We start from the raw sequence: 22,990 nt of genomic DNA, 5'->3' as shown, positions 1-22,990 counted from the left end.
CATTCATGTCTGGAAACAGCGTTGCGCGCCGATCTGGGCCGCGCCTAGGCTGAACCTAAATTCAGTCGAGTGGAGGCTTCCATGCCCAAAGAAATCAAGCTGACGAATGGCCGATTGGACAGCCAAAGTGCCGAGGCCTATTGGGATGATGGGTTTATATTTCCGATCCCCGTGTTCTCTGCCGCAGAAGCCGCCGGGTACCGTGCCGAGTTGGAGGATGTCGAGGCCAGCTGGCGCGAGGCTGACCTGCCGCTACCCCTGAACATGTACAAACGCATCAACGCGCATGTGGTGATGCCATTTGCCACTCGCATCGCGTTGGATCCGCGCGTTTTGGACGTTGTCGAAGGCGTTTTGGGCCCAGACCTGCTGCTGTGGTCAGCTGAGCTGTTCATCAAGGAACCGCGCACGACGCAAGTGGTGGGCATGCATCAGGACCTGACATATTGGGGCATGGGCGAAACCTCGGACCAGTTGACCGCCTGGATCGCCCTATCCCCTGCGACGGTTGAGAGTGGCTGCATGGATTTCGTGAAGGCCAGCCACAAGAACCCGATCCTGCCGCATAATGATACGTTTTCCGACAATAACCTGCTGTCGCGGGGTCAAGAAGTTGCTGTGGATGTGGCAGAGGAAGAAAAAACCCATATCGAGCTGCAGCCCGGCCAGATGTCGCTGCATCACGGTCTGACCATTCACGGGTCAGGGCCGAACGTGTCGGATGATCGTCGGATTGGATTGGCTATCCGTTATCTCAACCCCAATGCGCAGCAGAAAGTGGCGGATCGCGACTATGCCATTCTGGCGCGGGGCGAGGATCGGGTTGGGAATTTCATCCATATCCCTGAGCCGACCGCACTGTTTGCGCCCGAGGCGCTGCACCTGCACGCCCAAATCCGCAGCGATCAGGCCAAGGCGATGGGCCAAGGAGCCAGCGAAAAACTCGATCTTTACGCGCCCGCCCCGTCAAATCCCGGCTGATCAGCGCAGGACCGCCGCGCAGGGCCTTCCCCTTCCTGCGTCCATTCGCTATTGCAGGCGCTGACCCAAGATAGACGACGCAGGACGCATCCAATGGCGATGGAAAAGACATTCAACGCGGCCGAGGCCGAGGCCCGCATCTACGAGGCCTGGGAACAGGCCGGAGCCTTCAAGGCCGGCGCGAATAAATCGCGCGACGAAAGCTTTACCATCATGATCCCGCCGCCCAACGTGACGGGGGCGCTGCATGTGGGGCACGCGTTCAACAACACGCTGCAGGATATCCTGATCCGCTGGCACCGCATGCGAGGGTTCGACACACTGTGGCAGCCCGGTCAGGACCACGCAGGTATTGCCACCCAAATGCAGGTGGAAAAGATGCTGGCCGCAACCCAGCAACCCAGCCGGACAGAATTGGGGCGTGAGGCTTTTCTGGACAAAGTCTGGGAGTGGAAAGGCCAATACGGCGGTACAATAATCGAGCAGCTAAAGCGGCTGGGCTCGTCCTGCGACTGGTCGCGCAACGCCTTCACCATGGCGGGCGCGCCGCGCGACCCGCGCACGGGCCACGAAAATTCTGCGAATTTTCACGACGCGGTGATCAAGGTTTTTGTCGATATGTACGAGAAGGGCCTGATCTATCGCGGCAAACGGTTGGTCAACTGGGACCCGCATTTCGAAACCGCGATTTCCGATCTTGAAGTCGAGAACATCGAAGTCGCAGGTCATATGTGGCATTTCAAGTACCCTTTGGCAGGCGGCGAGACATATGAGTATTTGGAAAAAGATGAAGACGGGAATGTGATTTTCCGCGAAGAGCGGGATTATATTTCCATCGCTACGACCCGACCTGAAACCATGCTGGGTGATGGTGCGGTTGCGGTTCATCCGTCGGATGAACGCTATGCGCCCATCGTTGGGAAGCTTTGCGAAATCCCGGTTGGCCCGAAGGAACATCGCCGCCAGATCCCGATCATCACCGATGACTACCCTGATCCCGATTTCGGCTCGGGCGCGGTGAAGATCACGGGTGCGCATGACTTCAATGACAACATGGTGGCCAAGCGTGGCGGCATTCCGATGTACCGCCTGATGGATACCAAAGGCGCGATGCGGGCCGATGGGGCGCCCTATGCGGAGGCGGCTGTTTTGGCGCAGGAGTATGCGCGTGGTCGTGAATTTACTGAGAACGAGATCGACGCGATCAACCTAGTTCCCGATCACCTGCGTGGGCTTGACCGGTTCGAGGCGCGCGCGAAGGTCGTAGAAGAGATCACTGCTGACGGCCTTGCTGTGATGACCCGCGCCGACGATCCGGTTCTGGGCACCAAACTGAGCGAGGATGATGATCCGGCAGCGCTGGTCCCGCTGGTCGAGAGCAAACCGATCATGCAGCCCTTCGGAGATCGTTCGAAAGTCGTCATCGAGCCGATGTTCACCGACCAGTGGTTTGTCGACGCTGAAAAGGTCGTTGGCCCGGCGCTGGATGCGGTCAAGGACGGCATAGTCAAGATCATCCCCGAGTCGGGCGAGAAGACCTATTATCACTGGCTGGAAAACATCGAACCCTGGTGCATCTCACGTCAGTTGTGGTGGGGGCATCAGATTCCGGTTTGGTATGGGCCGGAACTGAAAGAAGGCGCGCTTGACCGAGACTTGGGAGTACCCGGAGAGCATTGGTCTGGTCGCAGCAAATTCTTCTGCGCACCTACCGAAGAAGAAGCACTTAAGCTGGCTCAACAATACTATGGTTCGAATTACGAAATCCGGATACATGACCCTGAAAAAACTTCAGGTATCTACGCATACTCCACACCGTCCGACGGCGAGGGTACTTGGGTAGAGATCGGTCGCGACCCCGACGTCCTCGACACGTGGTTTTCGTCCGGCCTCTGGCCGATCGGCACGCTGGGCTGGCCCGAGCAGACCGAGGAACTGGAACGCTATTTCCCAACCAGCTTATTGATCACCGGCGCGGATATCCTGTTCTTCTGGGTTGCCCGGATGATGATGATGCAACTGGCCGTAGTGAACGAGGTCCCGTTCCACACCGTCTACCTGCACACGCTCGTCCGCGACGAGAAGGGCAAGAAGATGTCCAAGACCACCGGCAACGTGATCGATCCGCTGGAGATCGTTGACGAGTTCGGAGCCGACGCGCTGCGCTTTACCAACGCGTCGATGGCGGCGATTGGTGGGGTTCTGAAACTGTCGCGCGAGCGTATTACCGGCTATCGCAACTTTGGCACCAAGCTTTGGAATGCCGTCCGCTTTGCCGAGATGAATGAGGTTTTCACCGATGCTGTTCCTCAATTGGAAGTCGCCGATCTGAGACCCAAAGCGGCCGTGAACCGCTGGATCATCGGCGAAACCGCCCGCGTGCGGGAAGAGGTCGACGCGGCGCTGGAAAGCTATCGTTTCAACGATGCAGCCAACGGGCTTTACGCCTTTGTTTGGGGCAAAGTCTGCGACTGGTACGTGGAACTGTCGAAACCCCTGCTGCAAGGCGACGATGCCGAGGCACAGGCCGAGACCCGCGCCACCATGCGATGGGTTCTGGACCAGTGCATGGTCCTGCTCCATCCGATCATGCCCTTCATCACCGAAGAGCTATGGGGCTTGACCGGCACCCGCGCGAAGATGGTCGTCCACGCCGACTGGCCGACTTACGGCACCGAACTGGTCGACGCAGATGCGGATCGTGAGATGAACTGGGTGATCTCGGTGATCGAAAACACCCGCTCGGCCCGTGCCCAGATGCGCGTACCTGCAGGCCTCTATGTGCCGATGCTGGTGACTGAGATCGACGCCGACGGACAAGCCGCATGGGACCGCAACGAAGCGCTGATCAAACGTCTGGCGCGGATCGACAGCCTGACCCACGCGGATGAGCTGCCCAAGGGCACAATCTCGATTGCCGCCCCCGGTGCCTCCTTTGGCCTGCCGCTGGCCGATATCATCGATATCGGTGCAGAAAAGGAACGTCTTGAGAAAGCCAAAGGCAAGTTGGCCAAAGAGCTGGGCGGCCTGCGCGGCCGTCTGAACAACCCCAAATTCGTGGCCTCCGCCCCGGAGGAAGTGGTTGCGGAAGCCAAAGCCAACCTCGCCGCGCGCGAGGAAGAAGAGGCGAAGCTGAACGAAGCCCTCGCCCGATTGGCCGAAATCGCCTGATCTTCATCTTTTCCCAAATACTCAAATCCCAAAACCCGCCGCATGTGTGGCGGGTTTTCATTTCGCGCTGACGGTTTTCCCCTTGTTCGCAGCGGCTTGCGATTGCTAGCAAGTTCACAAAACAACCCCGAGGCTGTGATGGCGCGCGCTTTTCCTCCGATGCAGACGATCTCAACCGGTCTGGTTGTGGCTATTGTCGGCTTCTTCAGCTCATTTCCGATTGTCCTGCAGGGGCTGAACGCAATGGCGGCCTCGGCGTCGGAATCCGCATCCGGCCTTATGATGGCAGCGGTGGCGATGGGGCTGGCGGCGATTGTGCTTAGCCTGTGGTACAAGCAACCGATCAGCGTGGCGTGGTCGACACCGGGCGTCGCGCTGCTCGCCGTGTCTGCTGCCCCCGCCGAAGGTTTCTCGGGCGCAATCGGCGCATTCCTCTGCGCCGGGGCGCTGACGGTCATCGCCGGGCTGTGGCGTCCGCTGGGGCGGCTGGCTGCGGCGATCCCAACCACTTTGGCGCAGGCGATGTTGGGGGGCGTTTTGCTGCCGCTGTGTATCGTGCCGTTCAAAGCCGCTGTGGACATCCCCTGGCAAGCACTACCCGTTATCTTGACATGGTTCGTCGCAGGCCGGATCAACCGTCTGGTGGCGGTTCCGGCAGCGGTCGTCGCGGCGGCGATTGTTGTCATTTTGAATGCCGGTGACAGCTCGATCAGGCCCGAGCGTCTTATCGCGGCCCCGGTCTGGACCATGCCGAGCTTTTCTCTGGCCTCTGCCATCGGAATTGGCCTGCCGCTGTTCATCGTGACGATGGCCACGCAGAATATCCCCGGCATCGCCGTTATGCGCAGCTTTGGCTATACACCCAATCCGGGCAAGCTGTTCTCAGCCGTGGGCGGGGCCAGTATGCTATCAGCCCCGTTCGGCGCTCCGGCCACTTGCCTGGCTGCAATCACAGCTGCGATGTGTTCAAACGAGGACAGCCACCCCGATCCTGCGCTGCGCTATTGGTCAGCAATCATGGGCGGTGTGTTTTACTGCCTGTTCGGTATCTTCGCCATCGCGATCACCAGCTTTGCCGCCCATGCTGACCCTCTGTTGATGGGCACTCTGGCAGGTGTCGCGCTGATCGGCGTGATGGCCAATGCCATCTTCGCGGCACTGGAGGTTCCGGCAGAGCGGGAAGCCGCCGTGCTAACCTTTGCCATCACGGCTTCGGGCATCACCGCCTTTGGGCTGGGGGCTGCGGTCTGGGGGCTGGCGGTTGGCGGGTTGGTATTTCTCGTCAGTAACCGGGTGCGCTGAGCGCTTTCGTATCACGCCCCGATCGCGTAAGGTCACCCCATGTTGGGATCATTAGGAAAACTGGTGGAACGCCAGATAAAAAAGGCGCAGGCCGAAGGGCAGCTAGAAGGGCTGGAGGGTGAAGGCCAACCCCTTCCTGACCGCTCGGGCGAGGCACAAAGCGACCCGGCCATTGCCGCAGGTCACCGGATCATGGCTCAGGCCGGAGTGTTGCCCGAAGAGTTCGATATCAAGAAACAGCTTGATGCGGCGCGCAAGGACTATGCAAAGCTGACCGACGCGCAGGCTCGCAAGAACGCGATGGCAAAGATCGCCGATCTGGAGATGCGCTATAACATGGCCCGCGATGCGCGTCGGGCATTCATGCGGTGATCATTTAAACTCGGGCTTGCGGCCCTGCATCTGCGCCATGACAACCTCCATCTGATCGGGTTTGCCAATCAGATCGACTTGTTCCGAGGATTCAGCCAACAGAACATCGGTGCGATCCCGGGTTTCGGCCACATCAATCAGCCGTTTGGCGGCACACATGGCCGAGGGGCTTTTGCCCGCAATGTCCTCGGCCAGCGCAAGTGCCTCGGTCAGCGGATCGTCCGACAACTTGGTCACAAGCCCCCACTCCGCCGCTTGTTGCGCGCCGATGGGGCGGGCGGTGTAGGTCAGCAGGCGCAGCACGTCCGAGCGGACAAGTTCGGGCAACAGAACCATCCCGCCCATATCGGGGATGAGGCCCCATTTCATCTCCATCACTGCCAGCTTGGCTTCGGGATGCGCGATGCGGATATCCGCGCCCAAAGCAATTTGAAGACCCCCACCATAGGCTACGCCCTGGATGGCGCAGATCACCGGGACCGGGACACGCCGCCAGATCAGGGCAATCTCCTGCAACTCATTGGCGTCTTCATGACTGCGGGTCATAAGCCAATCGGTCGGGTCCGTGTGCGCCATGCTGACAAAACTGGCCATATCGAGACCGGCGCAGAAGCTTTTGCCCTCGCCCGACAATACGACGGCTCGGATATCCGCCGCAGCAACCTCTTGACCCGCCGCGAGGATCGCCTTGATCATCGCATCGTCCAGCGCGTTCATCTTGTCGCTCCGGGTCAGCGTGACATGGGCGATGTGGTCTTTGTATTCGACGGATACGCGGGACATGGGGCCTCCGGTGCTTTTTTCGTGTTGCGCCAACCATGCCAGCAACCGCCGGGCAGCGCTACTGCGACGTCAGGGCAGAGTGGTGGCCGATCCGAACAACCCTATCATGCAAGGCTTGCCCCGCTTGAGAGGTTGCGCTTATCTGCGGCCATGACTGGTCCTCGCTATACCCCGCTTGCGCAATCTCTACCTGCAACCGTGCCATTTGTCGGCCCCGAAACGCAGGAGCGCCAGCGCGGCGCGCCTTTTGTTGCCCGGGTCGGTGCGAATGAGAGCATATTTGGCCCATCCCCACGCGCCATTGAGGCCATGCAGCAGGCGGCGGGCGAGATTTGGATGTATGGCGATCCTGAGAATTACGATCTGCGCCATGCGCTGGCGGCGCACCATGGTGTCGCGCCCGAGAATATCGTTGTTGGCGAAGGCATAGATGGGCTGCTGGGATATCTGGTTCGGCTGCTGGTTGGGCCAGGCGATCCGGTTGTGACCTCGGATGGAGCTTATCCCACCTTCAATTATCACGTGGCCGGGTTTGGCGGCGTTTTGCACAAAGTCCCCTATAGGGCCGACCACGAAGACCCAGCGGCACTGTTTGCCAAAGCGGCAGAGGTGGGTGCAAAGCTGGTCTATCTGGCCAACCCAGACAACCCGCTGGGGACCTGGCATTCGGGCGCGGATATCGCAGCCGCGTTGGAAGCGATGCCTGAGGGCTGTGTGCTGCTTCTGGATGAGGCTTACGTGGAATGCGCGCCCGAAGGGACAGCTGCACCGGTATCGGTAGATGATCCGCGCGTGATTCGAATGCGAACCTTTTCCAAGGTTTACGGCATGGCCGGGGCGCGGGTGGGCTATGCGATCGGCGCGCCGGGGTTGATCTCAGCCTTCAACAAGGTGCGCAATCATTTTGGCATGAACCGGGCGGCGCAAGCCGGTGCCTTGGCTGCACTACAAGATCAGGAATGGCTGGCGGAAGTTCAGGCGAAAATCGCGGCATCGCGCGCGCGGATCGAGCAGATTGCGCGATCGAACGGACTTGAACCCCTACCTTCGGCCACAAATTTCGTCGCGATAGACTGCGGGCAGGACGGCGCATTTGCCAAGGCCGTTTTGGATGCGTTGGTCGAACAAGGTGTGTTCGTGCGGATGCCATTCGCGGCCCCTCAGAACCGGTGCATTCGGGTCAGCTGTGGGGGTGACGCTGAGATGGCGGCGTTTGAGGCCGCTTTGCCCAAGGCTTTGGCAATGGCTCGGGCCGTGTAGGGGAGGGGCTGTCTGCCCCACATCGCGCCGAGGCGCGATTCCCCCCGAGGATATTTCTGGCCAGATGAAAAGACGGATCGAGCTTAGCTGGCCAACGTTGCGGCAGCGGCTTCGAGCGCGCCCCAGCCACGCGGGATATCAAGCGCGGCCATAGCGGTTTCCACGCCACCCAACATGGCCATGACCATCTGCGCGTTCACATGCCCCATATGTCCCAAGCGGAAGCAGCCGTCCCAATCCTCCATCCCCAGGCCGATACCCAATGTCAGACCCAGCTGCGTTTCGGTATAGGCGCGCAGCGGAGTGCCGCGCCCTTCGGTCAGGCGCAGGGCAGTGACGGCATGGCTGCGATGGGCCCGGTCACTGACGTTGAGTTGGAGCGCGCCGCCTTCAGCCCAGACATCACATGCGGCCCAGATGGCTTTGGCGAGATGTTCATGACGGGCCCAGACCTGTTCGATGCCTTCGCCATGGATCAGATCCAGTGCGGCGCGCAGGCCGTAGAGATGGTGGGTTGGCGCGGTTCCGTCGAAATACTGGTAGAACAATTCGGGGTTGGCGCGCGGCTGCCAGTCCCAATATTTCGAGACGCGCGGCATGGTGGCGCGTTTGGCTTGCGCATTGTCGTTGAAGAAAACAAATCCGGTGCCTGCCGGAGTCATCAACCCCTTCTGGCAGGCGGTGACGGTGACATCAACGCCCCAGGCATCCATCTCGAACCGATCGCAGCCCATGGACGCGATACAGTCGGCCATCAACAGGGCTGGATGGTCGAGCTCGTCCAGCACAGCGCGCAGCGCCGGAATGTTGTTGCGGATCGAGGTTGACGTGTCGACATGAACCGCAAGCACCGCCTTAATTTCGTGGTTCACATCCGCGCGCAGAGCCTGAGCAATACGGTCGAGATCCCATGGAGAGGACATGCCGAAATCGATCAGTTCAGCTTTGGCACCGAGGCCCTCGGCCATCTCGGCCCAGCCATTTGTGAAGCGACCTGAGGCCGGGGCCAGCACGGTTTCGCCCGGGGCGATCACATTTGACAGCGCGGCCTCCCAAGTGCCGTGGCCATTGGCGATATAGATGGCGACGTTGTGCTGGGTTCGGGCTACGCGCTTCAGGTCGCGGGTGAGCGCGGGCATCATCTCGATCAATTCGCCGTCATAGATATTGGGCGACGGGCGGTGCATGGCCTGCAGCACCGCGTCGGGCATGACCGAAGGGCCGGGAATAGCCAGATACTCGCGCCCATGCGCGAGGGAGATTTGGTTTGTCATGAGGGCAACCTGTTTGAATTGAGGCCTACCCTAGCGTCTTGCCTTGCGACGTCAATCCAAGAGGCTGGCGGCCTCACGCGCAAGTGCCTCGATCCCGGACCAGTCGCCGCTCTGAACCATCTGCTTGGGTGCGACCCAGCTGCCGCCAGCGCAAACCACATTGGAAAGCGACAGGTAATCGAGGGCATTTGACGGCGACACGCCACCCGTGGGGCAGAAGGTGATCTGCGGTAGGGGCGCTCCGATAGCTTTCAGAGCGGGCGCGCCGCCTGAGGCCTCGGCAGGGAAGAATTTCAGCATGTCATAGCCTTTTTCCAGCAGGGCCATGGCTTCGCTGGCTGTGGCCGCGCCGGGCAAAAGGGGCAGACCTTCGGCTTCGCAGGCCGCGATCAGTGTGTCGGTTGCACCAGGTGAGACGCCAAACTGCGCACCGGCCTCTTTGGCGGCGCGGACATCTTCGGGGGTGACCAGAGTGCCTGCACCGACCACACCGCAGGGGACGTCAGCCATGGCGCGGATGGCATCCAGAGCTGCAGGTGTGCGCAATGTCACTTCGAGCGCGGGAAGGCCACCTGCGACCAGAGCTTCGGCAAGCGGGCGAGCATGGGCCGCGTCATCGACCACCAAAACGGGGACGATCGGTGCCAGAGCGCAAATCTCGCGGGTGCGTTGGGTTTTGGACATGGGATTAAACTCCGAAAATGCTGGCGCCTGTGTCGGCTGAGCCGACATTCTGGCGGAATGCGCCGAAAAGATCTCGGCCAACGCCGTGTTGATTTGCTGTGAGGTCTGCGGTGGCTGGAGTACGGTCTAGAACGCCTGGGGTGAGGATTTCAAGCTCACCTTTCACAGCATCGACACGCAGACGGTCTCCATCCTGCAGATAGGCAATTGGGCCGCCATCCAGCGCCTCGGGGCAGACATGGATCGCAGCGGGGACTTTGCCTGACGCGCCCGACATGCGGCCATCCGTGACCAACGCGACCTTCTGGCCTCGGCCCTGCAGGATTGACAGAATGGGTGTCAGCGAGTGCAGCTCAGGCATGCCGTTGGCCTTTGGGCCTTGGAAGCGAACGACCACGATGACGTCACCGGTGAATTCGCCAGCTTTAAAGGCCGCCTTAACGGCGTTTTGGTCGTGGAACACACGCACGGGCGCTTCGACCACTTGGTGTTCCGGCGCAACGGCCGAGACTTTCATGACCCCCGTGCCCAGATTGCCGGTCAGGCGCGACAGGCCGCCGGTTGGCTGGAACGGATCGTTGGCAGGGCGGACGATTTTTTCGTTCAGGCTGTGGCCCGCGCCCTCTTCCCAGACCAACTCGCCGTCTTTCAGTTTCGGTTCCTTGGTGTAGTTGTGCAGCCCCTGCCCGGCAACGGTGAGCGTATCGGGGTGCAGCAAGCCATCATCCAGCAATGTACCGATGGCAAAGCCCAACCCGCCAGCGGCGTGGAAGTGGTTCACGTCGGCCAGACCGTTGGGGTAGACCCGTGCGACCAGAGGGACAACGCCGGAGATGTCAGAGAAGTCCTCCCAATCCAGCACGATCCCACCCGCGCGCGCCATGGCGATCAGGTGGATCAGCAGGTTGGTGGAGCCACCGGTGGCCATCAGGCCGACGATGCCATTGACGAAAGCGCGTTCGTCGAGGATCTGGCAGACCGGTGTGTAGTGATTGCCCAACGCGCTGAGCGACAGGGCGCGGCGCGCGCCTTCCTCGGTCAGCGCATCGCGCAGCGGCGTGTTGGGGTTAACGAAGCTGGAGCCCGGCAGGTGCAGACCCATGAATTCCATCAGCATCTGATTGGTGTTGGCGGTGCCGTAGAAGGTGCAAGTGCCGGGGCCATGATAAGCGGCCATTTCCGCCTTCATGAGTTCATCGCGGCCTACCTCGCCAGCAGCAAATTTCTGGCGGACCTTGGCTTTTTCATCGTTCGGCAAACCGCTGGTCATGGGTCCGGCGGGCAGGAAGACAGCAGGCAGATGCCCGAAAGCCTGCGCGCCAATGATAAGGCCGGGTACGATCTTGTCGCAGACGCCAAGGAACACGGCCGCATCGTATGTGTTGTGGCTCAGCGCCACACCCGTTGCCAACGCGATCACATCGCGCGAGAACAGAGACAATTCCATCCCTGCTTCACCTTGTGTCACGCCATCACACATTGCCGGAACCCCGCCCGCAACCTGCGCGGTGCCACCCGCTGCACGGATCGCATCGCGGATCAGGCCGGGATAGCGTTCAAACGGCTGGTGGGCTGAGAGCATGTCGTTATAGGCGGTGACGATGCCGAGGTTGCCCGCTGTGCCGGTGGCCATGGAATCCTGATCCTCACCAGCCCCCGCATAGGCATGGGCCTGACCACTGCAGGACAGATGCGCGCGCGCTGGGCCCTTGGATTTGGCCTGCTCCATCCGTTCAAGATGTGGGCCACGCAGATCAGCGCTGCGGTCGATAATGCGTTTGGTGACGTCGGATATAACTGTGTTGACCATGATTACCCTCCGATCTGACGCCAGCGGCGCCCATCGCGATGCATCAGCATCAATGCTTCCTCGGGACCCGAACTGCCCTGATCGTATTTCGCGGGTTTATCGCCACGCTCTTCCCAGCCGTGGATGATGGGATCGACCCAGGCCCAGGCGGCCTCGGCCTCGTCCCCGCGCATGAACAAGGTCTGATCACCACGGATTACATCCATGATCAGGCGCTCATAGGCGTCCGGGGATTGCCCATCATCGCCCAGCGCGTCGGCAAAACTCATATCGAGTGCGACGTCTGACAGGCGGAACCCGCCCTGCCCCGGTTCCTTGATAGTGGTGCGCAACGTGATGCCTTCGTCCGGTTGCAAGCGGATCACCAGTACATTCCCGTGCAGCGGGCCGACATTCGGGAAAATTGTGTGCGGCGGGTCGCGGAAGAACACGGCAATTTCAGACTCGCGCGAGCGCAGGCGCTTGCCCGTCCGCAGATAGAACGGCACCCCGGCCCAGCGCCAGTTGCCGATATGCGCCTTAAGTGCGATGAAACTTTCGGTACGGCTGGCTGGATCTCCGACGTGATCAAGATAGCCGTCTCCGCCTTTGTGAGTGCGATATTGACCACGAGCGATGTCTTTCGCGTCCACGGGTTCCAGTGCCTCGATCACCTTAACTTTCTCATCGCGTACCGCGTTAGGCGAGAATTTCGAGGGCGGCTCCATCGCCGTCAGGCACAGCAGCTGCACCAGATGGTTCTGGATCATGTCCCGCATCGCACCGGACTGATCGTAATACGCGCCGCGCCCCTCGACGCCCACGGTTTCGGCCACAGTGATCTGGACGTTATCAACATGCGTGGCGTTCCAGAGTGGCTCAAAAAGCGAGTTGGCAAAGCGCAAGGCCATCAGGTTCTGAACAGTTTCCTTGCCCAGGTAATGGTCAATCCGATAGATCTGCTGTTCTTCGAAACAAGCTCGCAAGCCCGCGTTCAGAGCCTTGGCCGAGGCCAGATCATGGCCAAAGGGCTTTTCGACCACAATGCGACTCTCGGGTGTGGCAAGACCATTATCGTTCAGACGTTGCGCAATTCCCGAGAAAAGGCTGGGACCGACCGACAGGTAGAAAGCCCGCACCACATCTGCGCGCAGCAGTTTGGCCAGTTCAGCCCAACCCGCATCGCCCATGGCATCAACCGGAGCATATTCGACGCGGGACAGGAAACGCTCGAGCGTTTCCTTGTCGAACTTGGGTGCGAACTCCTTCATGGATGCACGCAGTTGATTTCGGAACCCGTCGCTGTCCATATCAGAACGCGCAGTTCCAATGATGCGCGCATCTTCCGGCATCTGGCCGACTTCGAACCGGTGATAGAGGCCAGGAAGGATTTTGCGCTGCGCCAGATCACCTGTCGCGCCGAACAACACCAGGTCGAACGGATCTACCGGAATAACGCGTGAGACCATTGCAAGGCTCCTTCTGAGTTCCCCACCCGTCTGGGCAAGGCATCGACGCGGGACAGAGACACTGATGTGTCACAGGTCATGTTATCGCTAACATTCATCGGGTGGATAAGAAACCCGGCGTTAAAAATCAAGTCTGGATTCGTGAATGAGCAAATAAATCGGCACTGACACTGACCCTCGCGCGATTTCGACTGAATGATCTGGCTATGATCCCGAGCTCAAACATCCAACCCTGCGCTTTGAACCGGCGTACCGGTTTCTTGAAAAGAAACCGAGCCTGAAACTTTGAAAGTTTCAGGTACCAGTGGTCAGGACTGTGTCCGTAACCATTCCATCACGGCTGGACGCACAGATTGTTCACCGCGATGACGGGCGTCGGCGATGATCTTGCGCACATCCTGCAGGTTCGACCGCAGCAGCAAGCTTTTGACCGGCCCGATCGAAGCCGGACGCATCGACAGGGTACGAATGCCCATTGCCGCAAGACACAGAGCTTCGACAGGGCGACCGGCATCTTCGCCACAGAAGCTGAGCGGTGTATCTGAAATCGCGCAGCGTTCCACGATACGTTCGATGAAGCTTAGAAAGCTCACATTCAACGTATCATAGCGTCGCCGCACCAGTTCATTTTCACGGTCAGCGGCGAAGAAGAACTGTTTCAGATCGTTGCCCCCAATCGAGATGAAGCCCACTTCGTCAAAAAACTTCTGCGGTGCGAACCCCAGCGAAGGTGTCTCGAGCATCGCACCCACTTCGAGCGTTTCCGGCAGGACGTGACCCAATCGCCGCTCGCGTTCTATGGTTTTCTTGACCTCCCACCTTGCCTCGCGAAACTCATCCGCCTGCGCCACAAAGGGGAACATGACTGTCAGCGGACGGCCCTCAGCCGCACGGATCAGAGCCTGCAATTGCATCCGCATTACGCCGCGTTTGTCGAGCCCAACACGGATCGCGCGCCAACCCAGCGCCGGGTTTGGCTCTTCCACATGTTTCATGTAGGGCAGAACCTTGTCAGACCCGATATCAAGCGTACGGAATACAACGCGTTTGTCACCCGCAGCATCCAAGACGCGCTTGTATTGTGTCACCAGCTCGGACCGCTTCGGCATCTGGTTGCGGATCAGGAATTGCAACTCGGTCCGGAACAGGCCCACCCCTTCGGCGCCCGAGTTACCCAACGAAGGCAAATCGGCCATCAGCCCAGCGTTCATCACCATATTGATGCGCGCGCCATCTTTCGTCACCGTTGGGGTTTCTCGGATCGAGGCATAGCGCTCCTGCGCTTTGGCCTCCATCGCGATCTTATCGCGAAACGCACTGACAACCGAGTCTTCGGGGCGCAGATGCACGACGCCGCTATCGCCGTCGACCAGAATGTGATCCCCGTTCAGGGCTTCAGTCGTGATGCGGCCCACATGCACAACCAGCGGGATTGCCAATGCGCGGGCGACGATGGTGGCGTGGCTGCCGACCGAGCCTTCCTCCAGAACTATACCTTTGAGCGAGCGGCCATATTCCAGCAAATCGCCGGGGCCTATGTTGCGGGCGATCAAAATTGGATCGGGCGGCAGATCGGCGGCGTTGCCGTTGCCCTGCCCGGTCAAAATCCGCAACAATCGGTTGCTGAGATCGTCCAGATCCGCCAACCGTTCGCGCAGATACGGGTCGGTGACCTGCCCCATGCGGGCCCGAGCCTGCGATTGCTCTTTTTCCACCGCCGCTTCGGCGCTGAGGCCCAGAGCGATGTCTTCCTCCATCCGGCGCATCCAACCCTTGGAGTTGGCGAACATGCGATAGGCTTCCAGCACCTGCAGTTGCTCTTTATCTCCGCCTTGGGAAATTTCGAGCATCTTGTCGACGCCAACGCGGAGTTCCTCAACGGCCTCGTTCAGCCGCTCACGCTCGCGGTGCGGGTCTTCGGCAATGGGGTTGGTGACGACGACCCGGGGTTCATGCAGCCAGACATGGCCTTCGGCAGAACCTTCCTGCGCCGTTCCCCCGGTCAGCTGAACAGATTGTTGGTGCAGCGGCGAAAGGGCGGCACCTTCGCCAACGAACGCACCCAGTTCGGCCATTTCGGCCAGAACCATCGCGACAACTTCCAGCGCATAGACCTCATCCGCGGAAAACTCGCGCGCTTCCCGCGACTGTACCACCAACACGCCTAGTTTTTGGCCCAGGCGTTGAACCGGCACACCAAGGAAGGAGGAATAACGTTCCTCGCCGGTTTCCGGCATATACCGAAAGCCTTTGGCCGAAGGCGCATCAGCGGTGTTCACCACCTTGCCGGATTTGGCGACGCGACCAACCAGCCCCTCGCCCATGCGCATCCGGGTCTGGTGCACCGCTTCGGGCGACAGACCTTCGGTTGCGCAAAGTTCCAGCGTGTCCTCATCCCGGAACAGGTAGATCGAACAGACTTCTCGCGCGGTGCTGTCAGCAATCAGATGCGTAATCCGATCAAGACGCTCTTGACCAGCGGCTTCGCTCGCCATTTCTTCGCGCAGCCGTCCCAGCAGCTTGCGAGATTCTGTTTCCGTGCCTTCCGCCATGGCCCACCCACGTTACGGTTTCAGACAGGACACTTGGCTGAAAGCTCAGGCCGCCTTGTCCAGTTCAAAGGCATCATGCAGTGCCTGAACCGCAAGTTCCATGTATTTCCTGTCGATCAGGACGGAAATTTTTATCTCAGAGGTTGTAATGACCTTAATGTTGATCCCCTCATCCGAGAGAATCTTGAACATCTTGGCCGCAACACCGGATTGCGACCGCATGCCGATCCCCACGACCGAGACCTTGCAGACGTCTTCGTCGGCAACAAGCTCGGCATAGTTCAGCTCGCCCTGCTCCTTGATCGCCAGCAACGCCTTTTCGGCGCGGGTGACCTGATTGGTAGGGCACGAGAAAGTCATATCCGTGCGCCCTTCGTCCGAGATGTTCTGGACGATCATATCAACATTGACGCCTTCCTCGCTGAGCGCGGTAAAGATGATCGAAGCGATACCGGGCCGGTCCGCCACGGAAACGACTGTCATCTTGGCTTCGTCGCGGGAATAGGCCACACCGGCCACAACATTGGATTCCATGATATCCTCCTCGTCGCAGACCAGTGTACCGGCCTCGTCGGATTGTTCCTCAAAGCTTGAAAGAACGCGCAGTTTCACTTTGTAGCGCATCGCCAGCTCGACCGAGCGGGTTTGCAGCACCTTGGCCCCCAATGAGGCCAGTTCGAGCATCTCCTCGAACGAAATCCGATCCAGCTTGCGCGCTTTCTCGCAGATGCGCGGGTCGGTGGTATAAACGCCATCAACGTCTGTGTAGATATCGCAGCGCTCGGCCTCGAACGCGGCGGCAAAGGCCACGGCGGTGGTGTCAGACCCACCCCGGCCCAGCGTGGTGATGCGCCCTTCGGGACTGATGCCCTGAAAGCCAGCGACGACTGCAACACGCATCCCTTCGCCGAATTTCTGAGTGATGTTTTCTGGCGGGATTTCTTCGATCCGGGCGGCGGAATGCGCACCGTTGGTGATCAGCGGGACCTGCCAGCCCTGCCAGCTGCGCGCAGGGATATCCATTTCCTGCAGCGTCAATGCCATCAGACCTGCAGTGACATTCTCGCCCGAAGACACGACCGCATCATACTCACGCGCGTCATAGAGCGGCGAAATCTCATCGACCCAACCCACCAGCTCGTTGGTCTTGCCTGACATGGCCGAGACGATGACGATGACGTCATACCCTTTGGCAACCTCAACGCCCACGCGCTTTGCCGCGCGGCGGATCCGGTCCAGGTTGGCGACCGAAGTGCCGCCGAATTTCATCACGAGTACGGGCATGGGGGCAAAAGTCTCCGCGCCAGGGATTTCTGATCCCGAGCCTCTTATGCGAGGGGGGACGCAAGGGCAAGGGCGCAAAGGCGCTGCAGCGGTGCTTTACTTTGGTCTCGCGTGGTGCAAGCGTGCTGCAAACGCTTTTGACCACGAGGATTTCCATGCTCCGCTTTGCCCTTGCTCTGACCCTAATCTCAACCGCCGCTCAGGCTCAGGTCGCCACCTTGTCAGGGACTGATGGCCAGAATTCCTTGGGCACTGTCCCTTGTGCCGCTTTGGCGGGTGATACACTGGCCAGTTGCCCAGCCGAGTTGCGCAAGCGCGAGGATGGGACGGCCACACTGGCGGTGCAGTTGAACACAGGCGAGGTGCGGCGGATCTACTTCACCAAAGGCGTGCCGGATTCCAGCAGCTCGACATCGAGGCTGACCTACGAGACACGCGGCGACATAATGGTGATTTTCATCGATCCCGGTGAGGTCTACGAAATCCCAAAGGCAGCCCTTCAGTAAGGGTGAGCCAGACCATCCCAGGTTTCGAAACAGCCCGTACTTTCGAGTGATAGAGAGTCAAATCGCTGCATCAAGCCCTCTGCCGCCTGATCCACAGTGATGTCTGCGGCGGTCCCGCCCATATCGGTCTGCACCCAGCCCGGATGATAGATTCCAACTGCGATGCCATCGGCCTGCAGGTCAGTCGCCAGATTGCGCCCCAAGTTCAGCACCGCAGCTTTAGAGGCCCGGTAGATATAACTGCCACCTGGCGCGCGCGTATGTGACGCCATCTGAGATGAGAGGATCGCAATGCGGCCCTGCCCCGCACGCAAGTTCGGCAACAGAGATTGAACTGTCAGGAACACGCCTGTCACATTGGTGGCAAAGCTTTGGGCCCACATCTCGACCGGATAGCCGTCGATATCGTGACCTTTGTCCAGATACACGCCCGCATTGCAGATCAGCAAATCAATGGGCTGGTTCTGCAACTGCTCGGCCATGGCGGCGTGCTGGGTTGGGTCGGTGACATCCAGCACCATGTCCGCGCTGCCGTCACGGGCCGTTCCGGTCACCGAATGGCCTGCAGCACGGTACTGATCCGCAAGCGTTTTTCCGATCCCTCGGTTCGCACCCGTAATGACAATATGCATGGATCAGTTGGTCTTGCGGCTAGGAACAAACGGCAAAGGTGCGACAGGCACACCGTCTTCGATCAGAGACTTCGCCTCTTCCGGCTGGGCCTCGCCATAAATCGCTCGCTCGGGCGCATCGCCGAGATGGATTTTCCGCGCTTCCTTGGCAAAATCCTTGCCGACATAGTCGGAGTTTTCTTCGACCTTGCGACGCAGTTCGCTCAGAACCTCTGCGATCTCAGCCGAAGGAGTGGCCATGCTGATCTCTTCCGCCGGTGGCTGCGCCGGAGCGGCCTCGACAACCGCATTGCGCGCAGGCCGAACTCGCGGAGTCATCACCGCCTTTTCCACATTGTCACAACCGCAGACCGCGCAAGTTACCATTCCGGCCGCCGACAATTTGTCAAACGCGGCTGCGGACTGAAACCAACTGTCAAAGCTGTGACCATTGCTGCATTTCAATGCGTATTGAATCATGTCACGTCCAAAATCCGGTTTGCGAATAGATACCGACCAACATGGCAATATCAAGTCTTGATATTGGCTTGCTACTGCCGTTTCAGCCCGAATCCTCGCAAAAGCGAGGCGAGATCAGGCGAGGCTACCTTTAGCGATGCCTTTTTGGGCGATACCCATTTGCGCCTGCGTTGACTCGCCTCGGGAAAATTTGCCTCCAAGCGCCGTACATGCAGCGGAAAGACATCCACCAAACACAGTGCAGAATCCTTACCGGGCCTGTTTTTGACATAGGCAAACCGGCCAAGAATATCAGTGCCGCAAAGCCCAAGAGCTCCGGCCTCTTCCCAAGCCTCACGGGCGGCTGTTTCTGACGGGGTCAGCCCGTTGATCAACCAGCCCTTGGGGATGATCCAGCGCCGTGACCGGCGCGACGTGATCAGCAATATCTCTGGCTGGCTATCTGTTATGCGATAGCAAAGAGCCGCAGATTGCGTATAAACGGGCAGCGCCCCGGAAAGGGAGAGGTTTTCGGCCGAAAGTCCGGCACTCGCACCAATACTGCGCCCGTCAAACACGGTTCATACCCACTGCTCGCTCCGCTTATGTTGCGGTTTATAAAGTGATATTTACCATATCCTGCGGAGTCTGCCAAGCTTTACGAGAAAGCGCCTTTATTGAGGGCCATTCGCCCTGACAAACGGCGCACCAATTCGTCATGGGGAATATCTGCATCAATCGCTAGCCTGCGCAGCCCGAAATGAACCCGCGCGATTTGCTGATAATACCGAGTATAGACGAAATTCGTACCACCCCCGGCCAGTGCACCAAGCAGTGGCACAGACTGCGCTGCCAGCTTTTGGCCCAGCACAACCGACAAGCGGGGTGCTACCAGCGCGATAAGGCGCTGCATGGTTGGCCCGGTCAGCGTAAGGCGCATTGAGAAAAAGCCCAGATCGGCCCCGTCATCTTCGGCCAACGGGCCTGCGGCGGACAGCACGCGGATCGAGTCGAACTTCACGTTTTCGGCCTTTGGATCGAACCCTTCGCGCGCTGCCGCGCCTTGTATGGCGCGCAGCATCATCGCTGTTGTGGCGGGCAGTTCCACCAATGCGGTCGACACGCCCCCCAGACCTCCGGCGGCGCCCATGGCGGTGGTCAGCGCCGTATTGACCCAGGGTTTCTGATCCGGGACTGCTCGGCGTGAACCTTCGGCGGCATGCATTGCGAGCCACAGCGCCTGTTCGGTAGCTTCGGTCAGGCCTTCGCGCACCGGTTTTGGTAGCTGATCCAACAAAGATTCCGCAGACCCGCCCAGCTTGTTCAGCAGATTAACACCTGCCCCACCTGCGGACCCGTAGAGTTGCGCCAGCCGGTCAAGCTCGGCCTCGGGATCAAGTTTTTCGACAAGAACCACGTCCTGCATCTGTGCCCTCCTGTTCAGAAAACATCGGCACTTTGCAGCGGGTTTTCAATGGGTCAACGCGTCCAACGGGTGACAACCCCTTGGATTCCCGACCAAACTCCGGGTGTCAGCTCTAACCCAAGCACACGATCCGGGTTGGTCGGCGGAGGCATTTCGACACCGGAAAGTCGATTGAAACCAAATCGTGCATAATAGGGCGCATCGCCCACCAGCATGATCCGATCCCACCCTTTGGCGCGCCCGGCTTCAACGCCCTGATGGATCAAATAGCCACCCAGCCCCTCGCCCTGATGGGTTGGATGCACGGCAACCGGACCCAGCAACAGCGCGTCGTGATCGCCCACATGGACAGGCCAAAACCGGATCGCGCCCGCCAGAATTTCCAGCCCGTCACGCGCGACCAGCGACAGTCCGGCAACCGGCGGCACATCATCGCGCAGCCGATAGGACGACAACGCCTCGCGGCCTGGTGCAAAGCACAGGTCATAGAGCGCTTCGACCTCCCACCAATCCTCCGCCTCTTCCGGCCTGATCTTGAATTGCTGCACGCGCGCCCTCTTATCCTTGCTGGAAATCGCCCTAGCACTTCGATAGGCCTTGGGCAAACGCTTGGAGTCCATATGTTCTATCGCCCCGAAGACGGCCACGGCTTGCCGCACAACCCGTTCAACGCCATCATCACGCCGCGCCCCATCGGCTGGATTTCATCGCGCGATGCGGAGGGGATCAACAACCTGGCCCCCTATTCCTTCTTCAACGGCGTCGCTTACACACCGCCCCAGGTGATGTTCGCCACCACCGGCACAAAGCACGATCAGGATGGCGGCAAGGACAGCATCGCCAATATCGAAGCCACCGGGGTGTTCTGCGTGAACGTCGTCGCGCATGCGCATCGCGATGCGATGAATGCAAGCTCAGAGGGTTTGGATAAGCACATCGACGAGTTCACCCATGCCGGGCTGACCCCGATTGAATGCGAAACGATCGCCTGCTCGCGGGTCGCAGGCGCACCCGCAGCGCTGGAATGCAAACTGACGCAGATCGTGACCCTACCTGGTAAGGCCAACCGAGTTGTTTTTGGCGAGGTTACCGGCATACACCTCAATGACGATCACATCCGCGACGGCAAGTTTGACGTAACCTCATTCAACCCTCTCGCGCGGTTGGGATATCGGGATTATTCTGTGGTGACCGAGTTGTTCTCGCTCAACCGTCCCGACGACTGAAGCATTGGCAATGAGGCCCAACCCCCGCCGCCCTTCCGGCGACTCCCCCGAGATATTTTTAGCCAGGTGAAGCACGAGATCCGTTCTTCATCTGGCCTTAAATATTCCGGAGCGCGATGCAAAGCCTCGCATAATATTCAGTGACCGCCCAAAATACCGGTGCGGACCGAATAATCGACGGCCAATTCGTAATCCGGGTCGTCATCGCTATCGACCATCAGATGGCCCGCCTTTTTCAACAGCGTATGGCAGTCGCGGCTCAGGTGCCGCAGCATAACGCGTTTGCCAGCCGCTTCGTATTTGGCGGCGATGTTTTCGATGGCCTGTAGCGCGGATTGGTCAACCACACGGCTGGCGGCAAAATCGATAATCACAGTCTCGGGATCGTTTGGCACGTCGAACAATTCCACAAAACCCTCGGACGAGCCAAAAAACAGTGGGCCTTGGATCTCATAAACCTTTGCACCCTCTTCGGTTTCCGAGTCGCGTGTGACCGCGTGGATGCGTTTGGCGTTGTTCCAGGCGTAAGCCAGTGCCGATACGATCACACCAACCACAACGGCCACAGCAAGGTCTTCCATCACGGTCACGACGGTCACCAGAACGATGACGAAGGCGTCCATCAAAGGCACCTTGCGCATGATCTTCAGCGAGTTCCAGGCAAAGGTTCCGATCACCACCATGAACATCACACCCACCAGCGCGGCCAACGGGATCTGCTCGATCAGGGGCGAGCCCACAAGAATGAAGAACAACAGGAACAGCGCGGCGGCGATGCCTGCGATACGCGTCCGTCCGCCGGATTTCACGTTGATCATCGACTGACCAATCATGGCACAGCCACCCATACCGCCGAAGAAGCCAGTGACCACGTTCGCTGTGCCTTGCGCGATGCACTCCTGCGAGGCGCCGCCGCGTTTGTGGGTGATCTCACCCACAAGGTTCAGGGTCAGCAGAGATTCGATCAGACCAATCGCTGCAAGGATCAGCGCATAGGGCAGGATGATCTCAAAGGTCTCCCACGTCAGCGGCACCATCGGAATGTGGAGGCTGGGCAAACCGCCCTCGATCGAGGCCAGATCGCCGACACGAGGGACATCCAGACCGATACCGATCACCAGCGCGGCCACAACCACGATCCCGGCCAGAGGCGCAGGGATGACACGCGTGATGCGAGGCATGACCCATATCACCGCCATGGTCAGCGCAACCAGACCCAGCATCGTATAGAGTTGTAGGCCTGACAGCCACTCACCGCCGCTCATGCCGTGGCCTGTGTTTTCCATGGTGCCGGGCACTTTGAACTGGCCCATCTGCGCCAGAAAGATCACAATCGCCAGCCCGTTGACAAAACCCAGCATAACCGGGTGCGGCACAAGGCGGATGAAACGGCCCCAATGCATAGCCCCTGCGATGATCTGTAATATCCCCATCAGCACGACGGTTGCGAACAGATATTCAACCCCATGCTGCGCGACCAGAGCGACCATGACCACAGCCAGCGCACCGGTAGCGCCCGAGATCATGCCAGGGCGACCGCCAATCAGCGCTGTGATCAGACCAACCAAAAACGCGGCATACAGCCCGACCAGAGGGTGCACCCCAGCAACAAAGGCAAAGGCCACAGCTTCGGGGACCAGAGCCAAGGCAACGGTGAGGCCAGACAAAAGCTCGATCCGCATGCGGGAAAAGGTCAACCCCTCGTCCGGGACCCAGCGCAAATCGGGTTTGGCTATACGATTGGCAAAGCTTGCCAGCATGGCTCGGGGCATGGATCGGTCCTGTTGGTCGGTTTTGTTCGCGCGAAAGGGGCCTTCTAGCGGTCAAAGGCAGGCTGAGAT

The 22,990-nt window shown here is 59.7% G+C and carries 20 protein-coding genes; 7 read left to right on the top strand and 13 right to left on the bottom strand.

Annotation, left to right across the window (positions count from 1 at the left end; all coding sequences use genetic code 11):
* Positions 1-81: 81 nt before the first annotated feature.
* The 4 genes from ACR0NN_RS08600 to ACR0NN_RS08585 all read left to right on the top strand — a co-directional run bounded on the left by ACR0NN_RS08600 (position 82) and on the right by ACR0NN_RS08585 (position 5,826).
* Positions 82-981 carry a phytanoyl-CoA dioxygenase family protein gene (locus ACR0NN_RS08600; RefSeq protein WP_170720955.1) on the top strand — a complete coding sequence of 300 codons (900 nt, stop codon included), beginning with the start codon at positions 82-84 and terminating at the stop codon, positions 979-981.
* A 93-nt stretch (positions 982-1,074) separates the two neighbouring features.
* Entirely contained in the window at positions 1,075-4,152 is a 3,078-nt protein-coding gene (locus ACR0NN_RS08595; RefSeq protein ID WP_480684417.1) for a valine--tRNA ligase, read from the top strand.
* Between the two features lie 138 nt (positions 4,153-4,290).
* Positions 4,291-5,454 carry a benzoate/H(+) symporter BenE family transporter gene (locus ACR0NN_RS08590; protein WP_170720973.1) on the top strand — a complete coding sequence of 388 codons (1,164 nt, stop codon included), beginning with the start codon at positions 4,291-4,293 and terminating at the stop codon, positions 5,452-5,454.
* 39 nt (positions 5,455-5,493) lie between these two features.
* Positions 5,494-5,826, top strand: coding sequence for a DnaJ family domain-containing protein (locus ACR0NN_RS08585; RefSeq protein ID WP_170720976.1), 333 nt, complete (start codon positions 5,494-5,496; stop codon positions 5,824-5,826).
* On the opposite strand, the gene ACR0NN_RS08580 is transcribed toward ACR0NN_RS08585, so the two are convergent.
* Positions 5,827-6,609 (bottom strand): crotonase/enoyl-CoA hydratase family protein, encoded by a 783-nt coding sequence (locus tag ACR0NN_RS08580; RefSeq protein ID WP_170720979.1) that lies wholly within the window; start codon positions 6,607-6,609, stop codon positions 5,827-5,829.
* 150 nt (positions 6,610-6,759) lie between these two features.
* Here ACR0NN_RS08580 and ACR0NN_RS08575 point away from each other — a divergent pair, with 150 nt between their 5' ends.
* Entirely contained in the window at positions 6,760-7,869 is a 1,110-nt protein-coding gene (locus ACR0NN_RS08575) for a pyridoxal phosphate-dependent aminotransferase (protein ID WP_170720982.1), read from the top strand.
* A gap of 83 nt (positions 7,870-7,952) precedes the next feature.
* Here the strand turns inward: ACR0NN_RS08575 and ACR0NN_RS08570 are convergent, their stop codons facing one another.
* The 6 genes from ACR0NN_RS08570 to ACR0NN_RS08545 all read right to left on the bottom strand — a co-directional run bounded on the left by ACR0NN_RS08570 (position 7,953) and on the right by ACR0NN_RS08545 (position 16,921).
* Complete coding sequence (locus ACR0NN_RS08570; RefSeq protein WP_170720989.1) at positions 7,953-9,143, bottom strand: aminotransferase class V-fold PLP-dependent enzyme; 1,191 nt, start codon at positions 9,141-9,143, stop codon at positions 7,953-7,955.
* A gap of 51 nt (positions 9,144-9,194) precedes the next feature.
* Positions 9,195-9,827: a bifunctional 4-hydroxy-2-oxoglutarate aldolase/2-dehydro-3-deoxy-phosphogluconate aldolase gene (locus tag ACR0NN_RS08565; protein ID WP_170720992.1), complete on the bottom strand. Its 633-nt coding sequence runs from the start codon at positions 9,825-9,827 to the stop codon at positions 9,195-9,197.
* A 4-nt stretch (positions 9,828-9,831) separates the two neighbouring features.
* Positions 9,832-11,637 carry a phosphogluconate dehydratase gene (gene edd, locus ACR0NN_RS08560; protein ID WP_480684415.1) on the bottom strand — a complete coding sequence of 602 codons (1,806 nt, stop codon included), beginning with the start codon at positions 11,635-11,637 and terminating at the stop codon, positions 9,832-9,834.
* Between the two features lie 2 nt (positions 11,638-11,639).
* Positions 11,640-13,085: a glucose-6-phosphate dehydrogenase gene (zwf, locus tag ACR0NN_RS08555; protein WP_170720996.1), complete on the bottom strand. Its 1,446-nt coding sequence runs from the start codon at positions 13,083-13,085 to the stop codon at positions 11,640-11,642.
* A gap of 308 nt (positions 13,086-13,393) precedes the next feature.
* Complete coding sequence (gene ptsP / locus ACR0NN_RS08550; protein WP_170720999.1) at positions 13,394-15,637, bottom strand: phosphoenolpyruvate--protein phosphotransferase; 2,244 nt, start codon at positions 15,635-15,637, stop codon at positions 13,394-13,396.
* A gap of 45 nt (positions 15,638-15,682) precedes the next feature.
* Positions 15,683-16,921 carry an aspartate kinase gene (locus ACR0NN_RS08545; RefSeq protein ID WP_170685947.1) on the bottom strand — a complete coding sequence of 413 codons (1,239 nt, stop codon included), beginning with the start codon at positions 16,919-16,921 and terminating at the stop codon, positions 15,683-15,685.
* 155 nt (positions 16,922-17,076) lie between these two features.
* Between ACR0NN_RS08545 and ACR0NN_RS08540 the strand changes: the two genes are divergently transcribed.
* Positions 17,077-17,427: a GTPase domain-containing protein gene (locus ACR0NN_RS08540; protein ID WP_170685948.1), complete on the top strand. Its 351-nt coding sequence runs from the start codon at positions 17,077-17,079 to the stop codon at positions 17,425-17,427.
* Here the strand turns inward: ACR0NN_RS08540 and ACR0NN_RS08535 are convergent.
* From ACR0NN_RS08535 to ACR0NN_RS08515, 5 genes are all read right to left on the bottom strand, one after another.
* A complete protein-coding gene (locus ACR0NN_RS08535) occupies positions 17,421-18,059 on the bottom strand; it encodes an SDR family NAD(P)-dependent oxidoreductase (RefSeq protein WP_170721003.1) in 639 nt (212 codons plus the stop codon). The genes ACR0NN_RS08540 and ACR0NN_RS08535 overlap by 7 nt on opposite strands.
* Positions 18,060-18,062: 3 nt before the next feature.
* Positions 18,063-18,518 (bottom strand): DUF1178 family protein, encoded by a 456-nt coding sequence (locus tag ACR0NN_RS08530; protein ID WP_170721005.1) that lies wholly within the window; start codon positions 18,516-18,518, stop codon positions 18,063-18,065.
* A 71-nt stretch (positions 18,519-18,589) separates the two neighbouring features.
* The gene (locus ACR0NN_RS08525; protein WP_170721008.1) at positions 18,590-19,075 is read right to left on the bottom strand and encodes an NUDIX hydrolase; all 486 of its coding nucleotides are present in this window, start codon (positions 19,073-19,075) and stop codon (positions 18,590-18,592) included.
* A gap of 80 nt (positions 19,076-19,155) precedes the next feature.
* On the bottom strand, positions 19,156-19,923 hold the full coding sequence (locus ACR0NN_RS08520) for an EcsC family protein (protein ID WP_170721014.1): 768 nt from the start codon (positions 19,921-19,923) through the stop codon (positions 19,156-19,158).
* Positions 19,924-19,976: 53 nt separating this feature from the next.
* Positions 19,977-20,471 (bottom strand): GNAT family N-acetyltransferase, encoded by a 495-nt coding sequence (locus ACR0NN_RS08515; protein WP_170721017.1) that lies wholly within the window; start codon positions 20,469-20,471, stop codon positions 19,977-19,979.
* Between the two features lie 72 nt (positions 20,472-20,543).
* On the opposite strand from ACR0NN_RS08515, the gene ACR0NN_RS08510 reads away from it, so the two are divergent.
* Positions 20,544-21,149 carry a flavin reductase family protein gene (locus tag ACR0NN_RS08510; RefSeq protein WP_170721020.1) on the top strand — a complete coding sequence of 202 codons (606 nt, stop codon included), beginning with the start codon at positions 20,544-20,546 and terminating at the stop codon, positions 21,147-21,149.
* Positions 21,150-21,286: 137 nt separating this feature from the next.
* On the opposite strand, the gene ACR0NN_RS08505 is transcribed toward ACR0NN_RS08510, so the two are convergent.
* On the bottom strand, positions 21,287-22,921 hold the full coding sequence (locus ACR0NN_RS08505; RefSeq protein WP_170721025.1) for a SulP family inorganic anion transporter: 1,635 nt from the start codon (positions 22,919-22,921) through the stop codon (positions 21,287-21,289).
* Positions 22,922-22,990: the final 69 nt, after the last annotated feature.

This window comes from Ruegeria sp. BA2 (assembly GCF_056539605.1).
Note: the sequence above shows the minus strand (reverse complement) of the source record. Positions and strands in the feature narration are given on the sequence as shown.